The organism is Cupriavidus oxalaticus, from assembly GCF_016894385.1.
In the GTDB taxonomy this organism is placed as follows: Bacteria; Pseudomonadota; Gammaproteobacteria; order Burkholderiales; family Burkholderiaceae; genus Cupriavidus; species Cupriavidus oxalaticus.
Window position 1 is genome coordinate 2,790,166 of record NZ_CP069812.1, and the last position, 19,247, is coordinate 2,809,412.

General features: G+C 67.8%; 17 protein-coding genes. 14 read left to right on the forward strand and 3 right to left on the reverse strand.

Going from position 1 to position 19,247, the window contains the following annotated elements:
• The first annotated feature begins 296 nt into the window (after window positions 1-296).
• From JTE92_RS25290 to JTE92_RS25315, 6 genes are all read left to right on the forward strand, one after another.
• Window positions 297-1,517, forward strand: a complete 1,221-nt coding sequence (locus JTE92_RS25290; protein WP_063240438.1) for a CaiB/BaiF CoA transferase family protein — start codon at window positions 297-299, stop codon at window positions 1,515-1,517.
• Window positions 1,518-1,642: 125 nt separating this feature from the next.
• A complete protein-coding gene (locus JTE92_RS25295; RefSeq protein WP_063240439.1) occupies window positions 1,643-2,098 on the forward strand; it encodes a DUF2214 family protein in 456 nt (151 codons plus the stop codon).
• Between the two features lie 40 nt (window positions 2,099-2,138).
• Complete coding sequence (locus tag JTE92_RS25300; RefSeq protein WP_063240440.1) at window positions 2,139-3,170, forward strand: tripartite tricarboxylate transporter substrate binding protein; 1,032 nt, start codon at window positions 2,139-2,141, stop codon at window positions 3,168-3,170.
• Window positions 3,171-3,652: 482 nt separating this feature from the next.
• Window positions 3,653-4,114: a tripartite tricarboxylate transporter TctB family protein gene (locus tag JTE92_RS25305; protein WP_063240441.1), complete on the forward strand. Its 462-nt coding sequence runs from the start codon at window positions 3,653-3,655 to the stop codon at window positions 4,112-4,114.
• A 13-nt stretch (window positions 4,115-4,127) separates the two neighbouring features.
• Window positions 4,128-5,630 carry a tripartite tricarboxylate transporter permease gene (locus JTE92_RS25310; RefSeq protein ID WP_063240442.1) on the forward strand — a complete coding sequence of 501 codons (1,503 nt, stop codon included), beginning with the start codon at window positions 4,128-4,130 and terminating at the stop codon, window positions 5,628-5,630.
• Window positions 5,631-5,808: 178 nt separating this feature from the next.
• Complete coding sequence (locus tag JTE92_RS25315) at window positions 5,809-6,282, forward strand: aminoacyl-tRNA deacylase (protein WP_063240443.1); 474 nt, start codon at window positions 5,809-5,811, stop codon at window positions 6,280-6,282.
• Window positions 6,283-6,421: 139 nt separating this feature from the next.
• Here JTE92_RS25315 and katG read toward each other — a convergent pair whose 3' ends face one another.
• Window positions 6,422-8,686 carry a catalase/peroxidase HPI gene (katG, locus tag JTE92_RS25320; protein ID WP_063240444.1) on the reverse strand — a complete coding sequence of 755 codons (2,265 nt, stop codon included), beginning with the start codon at window positions 8,684-8,686 and terminating at the stop codon, window positions 6,422-6,424.
• 333 nt (window positions 8,687-9,019) lie between these two features.
• A complete protein-coding gene (locus JTE92_RS25325) occupies window positions 9,020-9,904 on the reverse strand; it encodes a LysR substrate-binding domain-containing protein (RefSeq protein ID WP_063240445.1) in 885 nt (294 codons plus the stop codon).
• A 168-nt stretch (window positions 9,905-10,072) separates the two neighbouring features.
• Between JTE92_RS25325 and JTE92_RS25330 the strand changes: the two genes are divergently transcribed.
• From JTE92_RS25330 to JTE92_RS25345, 4 genes are all read left to right on the forward strand, one after another.
• Entirely contained in the window at window positions 10,073-11,050 is a 978-nt protein-coding gene (locus JTE92_RS25330; RefSeq protein WP_063240446.1) for a Bug family tripartite tricarboxylate transporter substrate binding protein, read from the forward strand.
• Between the two features lie 86 nt (window positions 11,051-11,136).
• Complete coding sequence (ggt, locus tag JTE92_RS25335; protein ID WP_063240447.1) at window positions 11,137-12,762, forward strand: gamma-glutamyltransferase; 1,626 nt, start codon at window positions 11,137-11,139, stop codon at window positions 12,760-12,762.
• A gap of 168 nt (window positions 12,763-12,930) precedes the next feature.
• On the forward strand, window positions 12,931-13,791 hold the full coding sequence (locus JTE92_RS25340; RefSeq protein WP_063240448.1) for a PhzF family phenazine biosynthesis protein: 861 nt from the start codon (window positions 12,931-12,933) through the stop codon (window positions 13,789-13,791).
• Window positions 13,792-13,879: 88 nt separating this feature from the next.
• The gene (locus tag JTE92_RS25345) at window positions 13,880-14,497 is read left to right on the forward strand and encodes a pyridoxamine 5'-phosphate oxidase family protein (RefSeq protein ID WP_063240449.1); all 618 of its coding nucleotides are present in this window, start codon (window positions 13,880-13,882) and stop codon (window positions 14,495-14,497) included.
• Here JTE92_RS25345 and JTE92_RS25350 read toward each other — a convergent pair.
• Window positions 14,494-15,930, reverse strand: a complete 1,437-nt coding sequence (locus JTE92_RS25350; protein ID WP_063240450.1) for a CoA transferase — start codon at window positions 15,928-15,930, stop codon at window positions 14,494-14,496. The genes JTE92_RS25345 and JTE92_RS25350 overlap by 4 nt on opposite strands.
• Before the next feature lie 256 nt (window positions 15,931-16,186).
• Here JTE92_RS25350 and JTE92_RS25355 point away from each other — a divergent pair, with 256 nt between their 5' ends.
• From JTE92_RS25355 to JTE92_RS25370, 4 genes are read left to right on the forward strand one after another with little or no spacing between them, the layout of a single operon-like run.
• Complete coding sequence (locus JTE92_RS25355) at window positions 16,187-17,944, forward strand: glutamine--tRNA ligase/YqeY domain fusion protein (RefSeq protein ID WP_063240451.1); 1,758 nt, start codon at window positions 16,187-16,189, stop codon at window positions 17,942-17,944.
• Entirely contained in the window at window positions 17,944-18,180 is a 237-nt protein-coding gene (locus JTE92_RS25360) for an RNA-binding S4 domain-containing protein (protein ID WP_063240452.1), read from the forward strand. Before JTE92_RS25355 ends, JTE92_RS25360 begins: the two co-directional genes overlap by 1 nt.
• 60 nt (window positions 18,181-18,240) lie before the next feature.
• Window positions 18,241-18,624 carry an MAPEG family protein gene (locus JTE92_RS25365; protein WP_063240453.1) on the forward strand — a complete coding sequence of 128 codons (384 nt, stop codon included), beginning with the start codon at window positions 18,241-18,243 and terminating at the stop codon, window positions 18,622-18,624.
• A 3-nt stretch (window positions 18,625-18,627) separates the two neighbouring features.
• On the forward strand, window positions 18,628-19,227 hold the full coding sequence (locus JTE92_RS25370; protein WP_063240454.1) for a YceI family protein: 600 nt from the start codon (window positions 18,628-18,630) through the stop codon (window positions 19,225-19,227).
• Window positions 19,228-19,247: the final 20 nt, after the last annotated feature.

Below are 19,247 nucleotides of genomic sequence, written 5' to 3' on the forward strand. Positions count from 1 at the left end.
GCTCCCGCGGCTGGGCCGGGCGCGACGAGTCAGTTTTGGATTTGCAAACCGTTGATTATACGGGCAAGGCAGCACCAGCAGGGCATGCCCGGCCGGCCGCCCGCCTTGCCATGGGGCCGGCCGGCTATCGCCCAAATCCAGCCGCAAAGAGCGGCCTATGAATCACTCCATGGCACGCCTGCGCGAGCCCCGGTGGTACAGTGCAGGCAACCCGCATCGCCCCGCCCGAGACCGGGCGCCGGCAGCCGGATTTCCGATCCTTCCCCCCTGCCCTACCTCTGCATTCCAATACCGCCATGGGAGCCTTAAGCCATCTCCGCGTCCTCGACCTGACCCGTGTCCTTGCCGGGCCCTGGTGCGCCCAGAACCTTGCCGACTTCGGCGCCGATGTGATCAAGATCGAGCGCCCCGGCGCCGGCGACGACACCCGCACCTGGGGCCCGCCCTGGCTCAAAGACGAAGACGGCCGCGACACCGCCGAGGCCGCCTACTACCTGGCCGCCAACCGCAACAAGCGCTCGGTCACCTGCGACATCAGCACGCCCGAAGGCCAGCAGATCGTGCGCGACCTCGCCGCGCAGAGCGACGTGGTGCTGGAGAACTACAAGGTCGGCCAACTCAAGAAATACGGGCTGGACTACGAGTCGCTCAGGCAGGTCAAGCCCGACCTGATCTACTGCTCGGTCACCGGCTTCGGCCAGACCGGCCCGTACGCCGCGCGCCCCGGCTATGACTTCATCATCCAGGGCATGGGCGGCTTCATGAGCCTGACCGGCGAGCGCGACGACCTGCCCGGCGGCGGCCCGCAGAAGGCCGGCGTGGCGATTTCCGACCTGATGACGGGCCAGTACGCCACCATCGCCGTGCTGGCGGCGCTGGCGCATCGCGAGCGCACCGGCGAAGGCCAGTACATCGACATGGCGCTGCTGGACGTGCAGGTGGCCATGCTGGCCAACATGAACACCAACTACCTGGCCAGCGGCGAGGCGCCGCGCCGCTGGGGCAATGCGCACCCCAACATCGTGCCCTACCAGACCTTCCAGGCCGCCGACGGCTGGATCATCGTCGCGGTGGGCAACGACGGGCAGTTCCGCAAGTTCGTCACCGACGGCGGCATGCCCGAACTGGCCGACGATCCGCGCTTTGCCAAAAACCCGCAGCGCGTGGCCAACCGCGACGTGCTGGTGCCGATCCTGGCCGAGATGGTGCGCCCGCGCACCCGCGCGCAGTGGATCCGCGACCTGGAAGCCGCGGGCGTGCCGTGCGGCCCGATCAACACGCTCGACGATGTGTTCGAGGACGACCAGGTCAAGGCGCGCGGCCTGCGCGTGGACCTGCCGCACCCCAGCGCCGGCGAGGTCAAGCTGGTCGCCAGCCCGATCAAGATGAGCGCGACGCCGCCGCAGGCGCTGCGCCACCCGCCGCTGCTGGGCGAGCACACCGACACGGTGCTGGCCGAGACCCTGGGCTACAGCGCCGGGCAGATCGCGGCACTTCGCGCAAAAGGTGTGCTGTAAGATTCTCCTGCTGCGTGTGGCAGGCCAGTCCTGCCGCAGGTGCTTTCCGGAAGTTCAGTCCCCACTGAAGTACTTTCCCCGGGCCCGCGCTCCCGCGCGGGCCTGCGCAAAGCAAAGGAGAACCCATGCTGACCGACGCCATCCTGGCCTTCCTGCATTTCCTTGCGATCTTTGTCCTGATCACGCTGATGGCCGCCGAGGCTGTGGCGCTGCGCCCGGACCTCACCCCGGCCACCGTGCGGCGCCTGTCGCTGTACGACCTGTTCTATTTCCTGTCGGCGGTCCTGGCGCTGGCGACCGGCCTGCTGCGCCTGTTCTACGGCGCCAAGGGCGTCGACTTCTACCTGCACAACCCGTGGTTCCACGCCAAGATGGGCGTGTTCGTGCTGATCGCGCTGTGCTCGCTGCCGCCGACCCTTGCCATCGCGCGCTGGCGCAAGCAGGCGCGCAGGCTGCCCGATTACGTGCCGCCGCCGTCCGAGATCAAGGCGGCGCGGCGCTGGGTCATGATCGAATCGCACCTGGTGATCCTGCTGCCGCTGTGCGCCGTGATGATGGCGCGCGGCATCGGGGCCCGCTAAGCATCCCGCCAGGAATTTCAATCCCTCTGTCCTCCGCAACATGCTGAAGAAACTGCTTGCCGCCGCGCTGAGCGCGGCGCTGATGCCCGCCGCCGCCATCGCGGCCACCAACACGGCCACCAACGCGACCACCAACGCGGCCACCAACGCCTACCCCACCAAGCCCGTCCGCTTCGTGGTGCCCTATCCCGCCGGCGGCCCGCTCGACACCGTGGCGCGCGCCATCGGCGACAGGCTGCGCGACAGCCTCGGCCAGCCCGTGGTGGTGGAAAACAAGCCGGGCGCCGGCGGCAACCTGGGCGCGGACTACGTCGCCAGGCAGCCGGCCGATGGCTACACCATCGTCATGGGCGCGGTGGCCACGCATGCCATCAACCCGACGCTGTTCAGCAAGATGCCGTATGACCCCGTGAAAGACTTCGCGCCGGTCACGCTGGTCGCCGACGTGCCCAACGTGCTGGTGATGCACCCCGGCAAGGCCGCCGAACTGCACATCAACAACGTGCGCGACCTGGTCGCCTATGCGCGCAAGAACCCGGGCAAGCTGGACTACGCCTCGGGCGGCAACGGCAGCGCCGGGCACCTGTCGGGCGAGCTGTTCAAGAGCATGGCGAAGATCAGCATGGTCCATATCCCCTACAACGGCGCGTCGCCCGCACAGCTGTCGGTGCTGTCGGGCCAGACCGACCTGATCTTCGACAACCTGGCTTCGGCGTCGGCCAATATCAGGGCGGGCAAGCTCAAGGCCTTCGCCGTGACCACCGCCGGCCGCGCGGCCGCGTTCCCCGAGCTGCCGACCATTGCCGAGGCCGGCAAGGGACTGGGGCTGGAAGGCTTCGATATCTCGACCTGGTTCGGCGTGTTCGCGCCGGCCAATACGCCGCGCGAAATCGTGGAGAAGCTGAACCACGAGATCGTTGCGATCCTGAAGACGGACGACATGAAGGCGCGCCTGGCCCGCATCGGCGCCCAGCCGGCGCCGACCACGCCGGAGCAGTTCGGGGCGTTGGTGCAGAAGGAGCTGAAGAAGTATGCGCAGATCGTGAAGGTGTCGGGGGCCAAGGTCGATTAAAGACAAGTCCTCGCAGCACCAACGGTTCCGGGTGCGCCCAAGCCGCCCGAAGTGGCCTGAGCAGGGTGTTCTCCCTTTTCCCTCAGGCCCCTCGGCGCTGCCTCTCCAGGCTGCGCCTTGCATCACATAGGGTTCCTTGCCGGAACCTTTCAAACCTTACAGGGCTTTCAGGCCGGCACCCCCGCGGAAGCTGCCGTACGGATGCGCGTGCTGCCCGGGTGATAGCGCAGCGCTATCTGCCGCCTCGCCCGCCAGCCCGCCTCCAGACTGGCTTTGCAGACCGGCCAGGCGCCTTTTAAGCGCCATCCCACTAGGGGATACCCGAACCATGACCCTGTTTGCAGACATCTGAAAGGTAGCTGAAAGGTCGCCCCCTTAACTTCCACCCTGCCCGCTGGAGGGCCCTTCGTTGCAGACCGCATTGACGCGGCGCAACAAAGGGTCAACCGTAGATTTCAAGCGTCTTATCGAGGAGATTCACTTTGCGCATACGTAGCCAAAAGGACTTCGCCTCCGGCCTGATGTTCATCCTGGTCGGATTCGGCTTTTCCTGGGTCGCACGCGGCTATTCCATGGGAACCGCCGCAAAAATGGGACCGGGATACTTCCCGTTCTGGCTCGGCATCGTGCTCGCCCTGCTGGGCGCGCTGGTGCTGTGGGGCTCGCTGTCTTCCAAGGCGGAAACAGACCAGCTGGCCCGCTGGGATATCAAGACGCTGCTGTGGATTCTCGGCTCGGTGGTGCTGTTCGGCCTGCTGCTCAAGCCGCTCGGCATGGTGCTGTCGGTGCTGGTGCTGGTGCTGGTGTCGTCGATGGCCAGCCACGAGTTCAGCTGGAAGGGTGCGATCCTGAACGCCATCATCCTTGTGCTGATCAGCCTGGGGGCGTTCGTATACGGCATCAACCTGCAGATGCCGGTGTGGCCGGCTTTCCTGGCAAGCTAAGGAGGCCGCCAACATGGAACTACTCACTAACCTGGGCCTGGGCTTCTCCACCGCCCTGACCTTCCAGAACCTGGCGTACGCCTTCCTCGGCTGCGTGCTGGGGACGCTGATCGGCGTGCTGCCGGGCCTGGGGCCGCTGGCCACCATCGCCATGCTGCTGCCGGTGACCTACACGCTGCCACCGGTGGCCGCGCTGATCATGCTGGCCGGCATCTACTACGGCGCCCAGTACGGCGGCTCGACCACCGCCATCCTGGTCAACCTGCCGGGTGAATCGTCGTCGGTGGTGACAACCATCGATGGCTACCAGATGGCAAGACGAGGACGAGCGGGGGTGGCGCTTGCCACCGCCGGCCTGGGCTCGTTCTTTGCCGGCTGCGTGGCCACCATGATCCTGGCCGCGTTTGCCGCACCGCTGTCTGAACTGGCCTTCAAGTTCGGCCCCGCCGAGTACTTCTCGCTGATGGTGCTGGGCCTGATCGGCGCCGTGGTGCTGGCCTCGGGCTCGCTGGTCAAGGCCATCGCCATGATCGTGCTGGGCCTGCTGCTGGGCCTGGTGGGTACCGACGTGAACTCGGGCGCCGCGCGCTTCTCGTTCGACGTGCCGGAACTGACCGACGGCCTCAACTTCGTTTCGGTGGCAATGGGTATCTTCGGCTTCGCTGAAATCATCGCCAACCTGGAACAGAAAGAGCAGCGCGAGACCTTCACCGACCATATCACCAACCTGTTCCCGACCAAGGAAGACTTCAAGCGCATGTTCCCGGCCGTGCTGCGCGGCACCGCACTGGGCTCGGCGCTGGGCATCTTGCCGGGCGGCGGCGCCTCGCTGGCTTCGTTCGCGGCGTATTCGCTGGAGAAGAAGACCTCCAAGTACCCGCAGGAATTCGGCAAGGGCGCGATCGAAGGCGTGGCCGGTCCGGAATCCGCCAACAACGCGGCTTCGCAGACCTCGTTCATTCCGCTGCTGACGCTGGGCATTCCGCCCAACGCGGTGATGGCGCTGATGGTGGGTGCGATGACCATCCACAACATCCAGCCCGGCCCGCAGGTGATGACCAGCAACCCGGCGCTGTTCTGGGGCCTGATCGCCTCGATGTGGATCGGCAACCTGATGCTGATCGTGCTGAACCTGCCGCTGATCGGTATCTGGGTGAAGCTGCTGAAGGTGCCTTACCGCTACCTGTACCCGGCCATCCTGACGTTCTGCTGCATCGGCGTGTACTCGGTCCAGAACACCACCTTCGACGTGTTCCAGACCGCGGCCTTCGGCGTGGTGGGCTACCTGTTCATCAAGCTGCGCTGCGAACCCGCTCCGCTGCTGCTCGGCTTCGTGCTGGGGCCGATGATGGAAGAGAACTTCCGCCGCTCGCTGCTGCTGTCGCGTGGTGATTTCACCGTATTCGTGACGCGTCCGCTGTCGCTGGGCCTGCTGATCGCCGCTGCCGTGCTGGTGATGGTCGTGGCAATGCCGTCGATCAAGGCCAAGCGCGAAGAAGCGTTCCAGGAAGAATAAGCAGGACTTGCCGCCGGCCTGCGGGCCGGCTCGCAATGCAACACTGGGGGGCACCGCGAGGTGCCCTTTTTTTGTTGCCGGGAATTGACACGGTGGCACGCCTCCACCGGGCCCGCAGCGACCTATAGTATTAGCACCCGGACAACTGTCGCGATGAGCGCGTCGGAGGTTTGAGATCATGACCATGGCTAATACGCTGGCGAAATGCCTGAGCACGAGGCACAGCCAGTTCGACACCGTTCGGCACCCCTACAGCCTGAGCAGCATGGCCACTGCACACGCTGCACACATTCCCGGAGACCGCCTGGCCAAGACCGTCCTGCTGGAAGACGACAGCGGCTATGTCGCCGCGGTGATTCCCTCCACGCACCACCTGAAACTGGCGGAGATCCGCGAGCAGACCGGCCGCAACCTGTCGCTGGCGCACGAGGATGGCGTGCGCGAAGTGTTCAGGGACTGCGACCACGGCGCGATCCCGCCGGTCGCCATGGCGTATGGCACGCAGACCTGGCTGGACGACAGCCTGCTGGCGCATGCCGACGTCTATTTCGAAGCGGGCGACCACCAGGAGCTGGTGCACATGAGCACCGACCAGTTCATGGAACTGATGGCCGATGCCAAGCGCGGACACTTCGCGCACAGGATGATGTAGGACGCAAGGCCATATCATCGCGGCCGGCGCATGCCGGCCGTTTTTTTTGCGCCGCCGGTCGGTGACGGCGCACGAACGCGGACCCCGGCACGGCATGGCACCGTGACGGAATCCGCGCTGGCAGCTCAGGCAACAGGCATCAATCCAGCAGGTCGAAGCGGTCGAGGTTCATCACCCTGGCCCAGGCCGCAACGAAATCCCTGACGAACTTTTCCTGCGCATCCGCGCTGGCATAGACCTCGCAAAGCGCGCGCAACTGCGAGTTCGAACCGAACACAAGGTCGACACGCGTGCCGGTCCACTTCTTGTCGCCGGTCTTGCGGTCGCGTCCTTCGAACAGTTCGCGCTCGTCCGACAGCGGCTTCCATTCCAGCCGCATGTCGAGCAGGTTGCGGAAGAAGTCGTTGGTCAGCGTTTCGGGGCGGTCGGTGAGGACGCCATGCGCATCGGGCCCGGTATGCACGTTCAGCACGCGCAGGCCGCCGATCAGCACCGTCATCTCGGGCACGGTCAGCGTCAGCAGCTGCGCCTTGTCGATCAGCAGGTGCTCCGGCGGGATGCTGTACTTCGCCTTGACGAAGTTGCGGAACCCGTCCGCCTTCGGCTCGAGCGCCGCCATCACGTCGACGTCGGTCTGTTCCTGCGACGCATCGGTGCGGCCCGGCGAGAACGGCACGGTGACCTTGTGGCCGGCCTTCTGTGCCGCCTGCTCGATGGCCGCGCCACCGGCCAGCACGATCAGGTCGGCCAGCGAGATCTTCTTGCCGCCGGATTGCGCGCCGTTGAACTCGGCCTGGATGCCTTCAAGCGCCTTGAGCACCTTGCCCAGTTGTTCGGGCTCGTTCGCGGCCCAGTCCTTCTGCGGCGCCAGCCGGATGCGCGCGCCATTGGCGCCGCCCCGCTTGTCCGAACCGCGGAAGCTCGATGCCGAGGCCCAGGCGGTCTGCACCAGCTGCGACAGCGGCAGGCCTGACGCCAGCACCTTCTGCTTGAGCGCGGCGACATCCTGGTCGTTGACCAGCGGATGGTCGACCTTCGGCACCGGGTCCTGCCAGAGCAGCTCTTCCTGCGGGACTTCCGGGCCCAGGTAGCGCGCGAGCGGCCCCATGTCGCGGTGGGTCAGCTTGAACCAGGCGCGGGCGAAGGCATCGGTCAGTTGGTCCGGATGCTCCAGGAAGCGCCGCGAGATCTTCTCGTATTCGGGGTCGAAACGCAGCGACAGGTCCGTGGTCAGCATCGTCGGCCGCAGTTTCTTCGACGGATCGAACGCATGCGGGATGGTCTCGCCGGCGTCCTTGGCAACCCACTGGTTGGCGCCCGCAGGGCTCTTGCTCGGTTCCCAGTCGTGGCCAAACAGGTTTTCCAGGTAGCTGTTGCCCCATTGCGTCGGCGTCTTGCTCCAGGTCACCTCCAGCCCGCTGGTGATGGTATCGGCGCCCCTGCCGGTGCCGAAGCTGCTCGACCAGCCCAGGCCCTGGAGTTCGAGATCCGCGCCTTCCGGTTCGGCCCCGACGTTGTCCGCCGGTCCGGCACCGTGCGTCTTGCCGAAGGCATGCCCGCCGGCGATCAGCGCGACGGTTTCCTCGTCATTCATGGCCATGCGCGCGAAGGTCTCGCGGATATCGTGCGCCGCGGCAAGCGGGTCCGGGTTCCCCTCCGGGCCTTCCGGGTTCACATAGATCAGGCCCATCTGCACGGCGGCCAGCGGGTTCTCCAGGTTGCGGCCATGATCGGTGCGGCTGGCCTCGGCGCCATGCATGTCCTCGTCGGCAACCAGCACGCCGGCGTCGTCGTACTTGCCCGCGGCACCCTTGCCATAGCGCACGTCACCGCCGAGCCAGGTCTTTTCATCGCCCCAGTACACGTCGCCGTCAGGTTCCCAGGTGTCTTCGCGTCCGCCGCCGAAACCGAAGGTCTTGAAGCCCATGGTCTCCAGCGCGACGTTGCCGGTCAGCACCAGCAGGTCGGCCCACGAGATGTTCTGGCCGTACTTCTGCTTGATCGGCCACAGCAGCCGGCGCGCCTTGTCCAGGCTGACGTTGTCCGGCCAGCTGTTGAGCGGCGCGAAACGCTGCTGCCCGCGCCCGGCACCGCCGCGGCCGTCGCCGATACGATAGGTGCCGGCGGCGTGCCACGCCATGCGGATGAACAGCGGGCCGTAGTGGCCAAAGTCCGCCGGCCACCAGTCCTGCGAATCGGTCATCAGCCCCGCCAGGTCCTTCTTCACCGCGGCCAGGTCCAGCTCCTTGAACGCCTTGCGGTAATTGAAGTCCGGGCCCAGCGGGTTGGACTTGGCGGAATGCTGGCTGAGCAGGTCCAGCCGCAGCTGCTTTGGCCACCACTCGCGATTGGTCGTACCGCCGCCGGCGGTATGCGTGAAGGGACACTTTGCTTCGTTAGACATACGTTCTCTCCTTATGGGGACGTACTGCATACGCCTGCCGCGATGGCGTCAGCGGTCGCTCGATTGCGTGTTGTTGCCCGATAGCTTTCTGACTTCTTCGATCCCGCTCCGGCGCTACCCGCCGGACGTTCCTGCAACGCAGTCCGGCTGGTTGCCGCCGGTGCGCAGACGCGCCGGTGTGACGATCCGGGCGCGTGCGGGGGCAAAGCCGCGTTGGTCTGACTTCCGCGGCGGGTGTCCGCAACCAAAATATATGCACAGCTCGGCCCGAGGAGAATGCGATTCTGTCTATCTGGCCGATAGACCGCGCTTATGGCGCCGGCGCGACCTGCATCAGGCGCCAAACAGTTCGCCGCACGCCGCCCGCACTGCCGCCGTCACCTGCCCGCGCCCGTGGTCGCGCCGCTCCAGCATGCCGATGTGGCGCATGACTGGCTCGCCGTTGACCAGCAGCGGCAAGATGCGCAGCGCCTCGTCGTCGTGCCAGCGCGCGCGCCGCAGCAGCGGCACCACCGTCACGCCCACCTCCTGGCGCACCAGCTCGACCAGCGCCTCGATGGCGTTCAGTTCCAGGAACTCATTGACCTTCAGGTGCGCGCGGCGCAGCGCGCGCTCGACCAGCACGCCGGTGCGCTGGCTGCGGTCGAAGCGCAGGTAGGGGTTCTGCGCAAGCGCCTCGCGCGCATCCCGGCCGGGACTGCCGCGTGCCGCGATCGCCACCAGCGGCTCCTGGTATAGCGGCGTCCAGCGCAGCGTGCCGGGGATCCGCGTGGCGCCTTCCACTAGGATCGCCGCGTCGAGCTCGCCGGCCTCGACCTGTGCCGCCAGCTCGATCGACTTGGCGCCGACCAGGCGCACGTCGAGCGCCGGGTAGGTGCGCTTCATGCGGGCCACCGCGTGCGACAGGCCGCCCATCACCGACACCACCGCGCCCACGGCCACGGCACCGGCCATGGCCTGGTCCGATGCCAGCGGCAGCCGCATCTCGTCATACAGCGCGAGCAGGCGCCGCGCCTGCGGCAGCAGCGCGCGGCCATCGGCATTGAGCACCGCGACGCGGCCGTTGCGGTCGAACAGCTCACGCCGCAGCTCGCTTTCCAGCGCGCGCATCTGCAGGCTGACAGCAGCCTGGGTCAGGGCCACCTGCCCGGCCGCTGCGGCGAAGGAGCCCTGTTCGGCTACGGCGACGAAAGTACGGAGGAATCGGATAGTGCTCATCGGTGCCCGTGCGCAAGGCTGGCGAAGCCGCGCGGATACTTAAGTTTTTCTTGTGACATCGGAAAGAAATATTAGCTTTCTTTGTGACCGGCGGCGCGGAATAATTAAGCGGGCTCTTCAATCCCTGCCCGCTTTATACAGGTCCCAAGCCTGACTCCGGAGACACGCATGAAATCCTGGCTGCGCCTCGCCGGCATCGCCGCCGCCTGCGGCATGTGCCTGGCCGCCACGCCCGCACTGGCCGACAACTATCCCGGCAAGCCGATCCGCCTGATCGTGCCCTTCCCGGCCAGCGGCGCGACCGACCTGCTGGCGCGCGCCATTGCCCAGAAGGTGGGCGCCAACATCGGCCAGCAGATCGTGGTGGACAACCGCCCCGGCGCCGGCGGCGCGATCGGTTCCGACATGGCGGCCAAGGCCGCGCCGGACGGCTACACGCTGCTGATCGCGACCACCAGCACGCACTCGATCGGCCCGTACATCAACACCCGCCTGCCGTACAACACCGAGACCGACTTCACCCCGGTCGGCCAGGTGGCGATCGCCACCAACGTGCTGGTGGTGCCGAACACCCTGCCGGTGAAGAATGTGCACGAACTGGTCGACTACGCCAGGAAGCATCCCGGCGAGCTCAACTACGCCTCCAGCGGCAATGGCACCGTGGTGCACCTGACCGCCGAGGCCTTCAAGGCGCAGGCCGGCGTGTTCATCACCCACATCCCCTACCGCGGCACCGCGCTGGCCGTGCCCGACCTGATCTCGGGCAAGGTGCAGGTGCTGTTCGACAGCATCGTCTCGGGCCTGCCGCACGTGAAGGACGGCAAGCTCAAGGCACTGGCGGTGACCAGCGCGAAGCGCTCGCCGCTGGCACCGGAGATCCCCACGGCCAGCGAGTCGGGACTGCCCGGCTTTGAGTCGGATACATGGTTCGGCATCTATGGGCCCAAGGGGATGCCGGCGGACATCGTCAATCGCCTGAATGCCGAGTTCAACAAGGCCATCCAGTCGCCCGAGGTCAAGGAGCGCCTGGGCAAGCTGGGCGCCGAGCCGGTCGGTGGCACGCCGGCGCAGTTTGCCGCCATGGTGAAGAAGGACAGCGCCCGCTGGGGCAAGCTGATCAAGGATCGCAAGATCACGGCAGAATAAGGGCGCAAAGAGCGCCAATGAGGCCGGCGCCGCTCGCCGATCACCGATAAGAGGCCCGGCCGCTTCCTGAAACGACAGACAACGCCATGCAGAACTTCAACTGGACCAACCCCTATCCCTCCGTGCGCATCCCGCTGTTTGCGCGCAACGTGGTGTCGACCTCGCACCCGCTGGCCGCGCAGGCCGGCCTGCGCATGCTGCTCAAGGGCGGCAATGCCGTCGATGCCGCCATCGCCGCGGCGGCCGCGATCACCATCGTCGAGCCGGTCTCGTGCGGCCTGGGCAGCGATGCCTTCGCCATCCTGTGGGACGGCAAGGAACTGCATGGGCTGAACTCGTCGGGCGTGGCCCCGGCCGCCTGGAACCCGGAGTACTTCAGGAACAAGTACGGCACCGACGCCAACGGCCTGGCCAACCGCCCGATCCGCGGCTGGGACTCGGTCACCGTGCCCGGCGTGATCGCCGGCTGGGCGGCGATGCACGAGCGCTTCGGCAAGCTGCCCTTCGCCGACCTGATGGAGCCGGCGATCGAGATCGCCGAGCGCGGCTACGCCGTGCCGCCGGTGGTGGCGCACAAGTGGGCCGCCGCGGTGCCCGAGCTGAAGGACCAGCCGGGCTACGCCGAGACCTTCATGCCCAACGGCCGCGCGCCGCTGGTCGGCGAGAAGTTCACCATGAAGGCCGCCGCCGAGACGCTGCGCAAGATCGGCGAGACGCGCGGGCGCGCCTACTACGAAGGCGAGATCGCCGAGAAGATCGCCGCCTTCAGCCAGCAGTGCGGCGGCGCGATGACGCTGGACGACCTGCGCAACTATCGCCCCGACTGGGTCAAGCCGATCAGCCAGGCCTACCGCGGCTACGAGCTGCACGAGATCCCGCCCAACGGCCAGGGCATCGCCGCGCTGGTGGCGCTGGGCATCCTCGGCCAGTTCGACATGGCCTCGATCCCGGTCGACTCGGTCGATTCACAGCACCTGCAGATCGAAGCGATGAAGCTGGCCTTCGCCGACCTGTACCGCTACGTGGCCGATCCGCGCAGCATGGAGGTCACGCCCGAGCAGATGCTGGACGACGCCTACCTGAAGTCGCGCGCGAAGCTGATCGACATGCAGCGCGCCACGCATTTCAACTTCGGCATGCCCAAGGTGGGCGGCACCATCTACCTGACCGCCGCGGACGAAAACGGCATGATGGTCTCGTTCATCCAGTCAAACTACATGGGCTTCGGCTCGGGCGTGGTGGTGCCGGGCACCGGCATCAGCCTGCAGAACCGCGGCGTGGGCTTCTCGATGGATCCCAAGTCGGCCAACGCCGTGGCCGGCGGCAAGCGCCCGTTCCACACCATCATCCCGGCCTTCCTGACCAGGGACGGCCACCCGGTGATGAGCTTCGGCGTGATGGGCGGCGACATGCAGCCGCAGGGCCATCTGCAGACGGTGGTGCGCATGCTGGACTACAACCAGCAGCCGCAGGCCGCATGCTGCGCACCGCGCTGGAAGGTCAACCGCGATTTCACGCTGGACGTGGAAGGCACCATGGACCCGGCCACGGTCGAAGGCCTGAAGGCGCGCGGGCACCAGTTGAAGTCGGTGGACGATCCGTACATGGACTTCGGCTCCGGCCAATTCATCTGGCGCCTGTCGGACGATCCGGAGCAAGGTTACGTGGCGGCCAGCGACAGCCGGCGCGACGGGCAGGCGGTGGGTTTCTGAGCCCGCCGGCCTGGACTGCCAACGACATGCAAGACGCCCCGAAAGGGGCGTTCTTGCTTTCCGCCCCCCATCCCGCAACTGGCCCGCTCGCGATCGCGGCAACTGTTCATGGCGCGCGCGCCACGGCTCCGTACACTGTTTCCCCGACAAGCCTCCGGAGCCTGCATCATGCCCACCTACGCCTTCCGCCTGCTCAACGTCTTCGCCGAGTCCACCTTCGGCGGCAATCCCCTGTGCGTGTTCGAAGACGCGCGCGGCATGGACGAGGCCACCATGCAGGCGCTGGCGCTGCAGTTCAACCTGTCGGAAACCACCTTCATCCTGCCATCGGACAACGCCAGCGCGCGCGTGCGCATCTTCACGCCCGGCTATGAGATGCGTTTTGCCGGCCACCCCACGCTGGGCACCGCGCACGTGGTGCGCGAACTGGCCGGCACCGGCGACACGCTGACGCTCGAATTCCTCGCCGGCGTGGTCCCGGTGACGGCGCAGGACGATGTCTGGACCTTCACCGCGCCGCACAGCGGCATGCCGAAGACCGCCCCGGCGGGCCTGCCCGATGCCGAACTGGCAAGCCTGCTCGGCCTGCAGGAAAGCGACCTGCTGGTGTCGCCGCTGTGGGTGGACACCGGCGCCGACCAGCTGCTGGTGGCCGTGAACAGCACCGATGCCGTGCGGCGCGCCAATCCCGACAGCGCACGGCTCGACATCTGGCCGCAGAGCAGCCTGGGCCGCAAGACCGCTTACGTGTTCGCCTTCGATCCCGGGCAGCCGGGCCGCGTGCTGTCGCGCTATTTCTTCACCAAGCAGGGCGGCGGCGTGGCCGAGGACCCGGGCACGGGCTCGGCCTGCGCCAACCTGGGTGGCTGGCTGCTCGCCACCGGCCGGGCGCTGCCGGCCGAATACCTCATCGACCAGGGCGAGGCCGTCGGCCGTCCCTGCCGGTTGCGCCTGTCGGTCGGCGCGGGCGGCGCGATCCGCGTGGGCGGCCGCGTGCTGGAGATCGGCCGCGGCACCGTGACGCTCTGAGCGCACGGCGCGTCACGATGCCGCCCCGCCGGCTGCGCTACATTGTCGGCTTGCCCCGCCAATCTTCCCGCCCTCGCCCCGATCCGCCATGACCTCGCACGCCATCACCTCCCTGGCCGAACTGGAAGCGCTCTACGCCCAGCCCGCGGCGCCGTCGCTGTCAAAGGAAGTCGACTACCTGCATCCGCACTACCGCGCCTTTATCGAGGCCGCCCCGTTCTGCCTGCTGTCGACGGTCGCCGACGACTGGGCCGAATGCTCGCCGCGCGGCGACATGCCCGGTTTCGTGCAGGTGCTGGACGAACACACGCTGCTGCTGCCCGACCGGCGCGGCAACAACCGCATCGACAGCCTGCGCAATATCGTGGCCGATCCGCGCGTGGGCCTGCTGTTCGTGATCCCCGGCGTGAACGAGACCATCCGCGTCAACGGCCGCGCGCAGATCAGCGTCGACCCGGCGCTGATCGCGCGCTGCGTGGTCGACGGCAAGGCGCCGACCACGGTGCTGGTGATCACGGTGCAGTCGGTGTTCTTCCAGTGCGCCCGCGCGCTGATCCGCTCGCGCCTGTGGGCCGCGGATGCGCAGGTCGCGCGGCAGTCGCTGCCGAGCAACGGCGAGATCCTGGCCACGCTGAGCGAGAACGCCATCGACGGCGCCGCCTATGACCGCGACCTGCCCGAACGGCAGCGTAATTCTCTGTACTAGCGTGGCAGCCACTCCGGCGCATGCGTGCCGAGCGGCTCGGACGGCAGCGCCCAGCGCGCCGGCGTCCCGGACAGCTGCGCCGCGTGGCGCACCACGGTCAGCATGCCGAAGCCGGACGGCACCGCTTCGAGCAGGTCGGCGACATCGTCGATCTTCTGCTCGGGCGCCTTCAGCCCCTGCGGCACCCGCCCCAGCCCGCGCAGCCACTGCCCCACCTGCGCCAGCGACACGCGCACGTGCCAGCTGCCGCCTTCCAGCGCGCGCCGGTGCAGCGCGGCCATCGCGCCGAATGCCAGCAGGTAGCCCGCGGCATGGTCCAGCACCTGCGCCGGCAATGGCCGCGGGGTGTCGCTGCCGGCCGCTTCGGCCTCGGCGTGGTTGAAACCGGTGGCGGTCTGCACCAGCGAATCGAAACCGCGCTTGTGCGCCCACGGCCCGACGTGGCCGTACGCGCTCAGCGACACATAGACGATGCCCGGCCGCGCCCGCGCCGCGGCTTCCGGGCCCACGCCCAGTTCGGCCAGGCCGCCGGGCCGGTAGCCCTGCACCATCACGTCGGCGCCGTGCAGCAGCTTGTGCAGCGTGCGCTTGTCGTCGGGATCGCGCAGATCGAGCTGGCAGCTGCGCTTGCCGCGGCCGGTGTCGATCACCAGCGGCGCGATCGACGGCAGGTGCGCGGCGGTCACCAGCAGCACGTCCGCGCCATGCGCGGCCAGCGTGCGACCCGCCACCGGGCCGGCGATGATGCGGGTGAAATCGAGCACGCGCACCCCTGACAGCGGCTGCGCATCGGGGGATGCGGGCGCCGCCAGCGGCTGCGGCGGCGCGTCGCCGATGCGCTCCAGCGTCACCGGCGGCAGGCCGCGCAGCGCCGCGGCCTGCGGATGGCGGTCCCATTCGTCGAAGCTGCGCAGCGCAGCGACCACCAGCCCGGCATCGGAGGCGGCGGTTTCGAACGTCTCGGCTTCCCGCTTTTCCAGCGCCGCCTGCACCGCCGCCTTGTCATAGGCGCAGCCCAGCAAGCGCAGCACGCCGTCGCGGTGGTGCGGGAAATTGGTGTGCAGCCGGACCCAGCGGCCGTCGCCGCAGCGGTAGATCCCGGCGATCTTGTCCCACAGCTCGGGCGCGGGGCCACCGTCGACGCGCAGGTAGCGCTCGCTGCGGAACTCGGCGATGGCATGGCGCATGTCGACGCTGACGTCCTGCCAGCGGCCGCTGCGTCCTTGCCACAGCGTGGCGGCGGCCAGCGCCGATGCGGCCAGGCTGGCCTGCGCCGCGGTCCCCACGGCAAAGCTCGAAGGCAGCACCGGCTCGGCGCCGTCCAGGCGCAGGTGGGCCAGCGCCTCGGCGGGCAGGCCGGCATCGCGCCACAGCGCGGCAACGACATCGTGGGGCATGGGCGGCACTTGTGCCGCATCGGGATGGGCGTTCATGGACGTTCCTGCTGCGATGGACGACAGCCGGCCATGGCCGGCACGGGTCTCCATGCTACTCCGGCGCGTCACTTTCGGTGCGGCCAACCCGCGCCGGCAACGGACAAGACCACAAATGAGCCGATGCTCACGGCGTGCGGCGCCGCCGGCACGGTAAAATCCCGGTATTGGCATTCCGCCACGCAATCTGACGACCCGACCGGCCACCGAATCGATCCAACCCATCGATCCATCCGGCCGGCCAACCGGCGCCACCATGAGCCACGACAACAAGCCTACCGACAGCACCCCAGCCGCCTCCAACTTCCTGCGGAGCATCATCGACCAGGACCTCGCCGCCGGCACCTACGCCGGCCGCCAGGACAAGCAAGGCGAGCCGCTGCCGACCGTCATCACCCGCTTCCCGCCGGAGCCCAACGGCTACCTGCATATCGGCCATGCCAAGAGCATCTGCCTGAACTTCGGGCTGGCGCGCGACTACGGCGGCCGCTGCCACCTGCGCTTCGACGACACCAACCCGGTCAAGGAAGACACCGAATACGTCGATTCGATCATCGACGCCGTGCACTGGCTCGGCTTCTCCTGGGACAGCGAAGGCAAGGACGGCCAGAAGCAGCCGCACCTGTACTACGCCAGCGACTACTTCGACCAGCTCTACGCCTTTGCCGAAACCCTGATCGAGCGCGGCGCCGCTTATATCGACAGCCAGTCGGCCGAGCAGATCGCCGCCAGCCGCGGCAACTTCTCGGAGCCGGGCAAGCCCTCGCCCTACCGCGACCGCACCGTCGAGGAAAACCTGCAGCTGTTCCGCGACATGCGCGCCGGCAAGTACGCCGACGGCGAGCACGTGCTGCGCGCGAAGATCGACATGACCGCGCCCAACATCGTGATGCGCGACCCGGTGCTCTACCGCATCCGCCACGCGCATCACCACCGCACGGGCGACAAGTGGTGCATCTACCCGATGTACGACTTCACCCACTGCATCTCGGACGCGCTGGAAAATATCTCGCACTCGCTGTGCACGCTGGAGTTCGAGAACAACCGGCCGCTGTACGACTGGGTGCTGGAGCACCTGCGTGACGCCGGCGTGTTCCGCGACCCGCTGCCGCACCAGTATGAGTTCGCGCGCCTGAACCTGACCTACGCCATCACCAGCAAGCGCAGGCTCAAGCAGCTGGTGGACGAGAACCGTGTCGACGGCTGGGACGACCCGCGCATGCCCACGCTGGTCGGCGTGCGCCGCCGCGGCTATACGCCCGAATCGATCCAGCTGTTCTGCGACCGCGTCGGCGTGGCCAAGGCCGACAGCTGGATCGACATGAGCACGCTCGAAGGCGCGGTGCGCGACGACCTGGACGGCCGGGCCGCGCGCGGCGTGGCCGTGCTGGACCCGCTCAAGCTGGTCATCGACAACTACCCCGAGGGCCAGAGCGAGGAATGCTCGGCCCCGGTCCATCCGAAGAAGCCGGAACTGGGCAAGCGTGTGTTCCCGCTGTCGCGCGAGTTGTGGATCGAGCGCGAGGACTTCAACGAGACCCCGCCCAAGGGCTATTTCCGCCTGTTCCCGGGCAACAAGGTGCGGCTGAAGTACGGCTACGTGATCGAGTGCACCGGCGTGGACAAGGACGCTGACGGCAACGTCGTCGCCGTGCATGCCAGCTACCTGCCCGACACCAAGAGCGGCACGCCGGGCGCCGACAGCGTCAAGGTCAAGGGCGTGATCCACTGGGTCAGCGCGGCGCACGGCTACGAGGCCGAAGTGCGCCTGTACGACCGCCTGTTCAGCGACCCCAACCCGGACGCCGGCGGCAAGAACTTCCTGGACGCGCTCAACCCCGATTCCAAGAAGGTGGTCACCGCCTACCTGGAGCCGGGCCTGCGCGAGGCGCAGCCGGAAGACCGCTTCCAGTTCGAGCGCCACGGCTACTTCGTTGCCGACCGCACTGATTCGCAGCCGGGCAAGCCGGTCTTCAACCGCATCGTCGGGTTGAAGGACAGCTGGGGCAAGTGATGGGCAAGGCAACTCCGGTACAGAGCATCACCTTCCCGCTCGAGGGCGAGTTCATCGCCCTCAACGACCTGCTCAAGCTGGCCGGCGTGTGCGACAGCGGCGGCGCCGGCAAGGCGCTGGTCGCCGCCGGCGAAGTCTCGGTGGACGGCGCGCCCGAATCGCGCAAGACTGCGAAGATTCGCGCCGGCCAGGTGGTTGGCCTGGCGGGCATCGAGATCCGCGTGGTCGCCGCCTGACCGCGCTACCGGCCGCAGCGGCCGCCGGGCCGCTGCGGCGCTGTAACAAGGACCGAAACCATGCCGATCGCGTTCTGGTGCGTCTTGCTGGCCGGCGTGCTGCCGCTTGCCACGGTAGCCATCGCCAAGGCCAGCGGGCCCGGTTTCGACAACCATGACCCGCGCGGCTGGCTCGACAAGCAGTCCGGGCGCGCGCGGCGCGCGGACATGGCGCACCGCAACCATTTCGAGGCTTTTCCCTTCTTTGCCGCGGCGGTGCTCACCGCAAGCTTTCTGCAAGCGCCGCAGGCGCGCATCGACGAGCTGTCGATGGTCTTCATCCTCGCCCGCATCCTCTACACCGTGTGCTACCTGACCGACCGGGCCACGCTGCGCACACTGTGCTGGACCATCGGGTACCTGTCGGTGGTGGGGATTTTCCTGCTGCCGGTGTTCGTGCACTGAGCCATGGCAGCACCCGTTCGTCGGCTGGCCGCCGTGGCGATCGCCATGCTGGGCAACGCCGGCGCCAGCGCCGCGCCGGTGGAATACACGCTCGACCCGGTCCACACCTCCGTCTATTTCGGCGCCAGCCATTTCGAGCGCAGCTCGGTGCGCGGGCGCTTCGGCAAGATCGACGGGCGCATCGTCTACGACGCCGACAGCGGCGCCGGCGCGATCGACGTGACCGTCGACCTGGCCTCGGTCGACACCGGCAACCGCACGCTCGACGGCGTGCTGCGTTCCGCACAATTCTTCGATATCGCGCAGTTTCCCCTGGCGCGGCTGCGCGCCGATCGTTTTATCAGCGACGGCGGCCGGCTTGTGGCGGTGGAAGGCGAGCTGAGCCTGCACGGCGTCACCCGTCCGGTCCGGCTGCAGGCCGAGCGCTTCCGCTGCGGCGAGATCACGCTGTTCGGCGTGTCTCGGCAAGTGTGCGGCGGCGACTTCCGCGCCGAAGTGCCGCGCAGTGCCTTCGGCATGACCCGCTTCCTGCCCGATGCGGGTGACATCGTGACGCTCCATGTGGCGGTCGAGGCATCGCCGGCGAGCAGCCCCGCGCGCTAGCCCAACGCGTCACCTGCCGG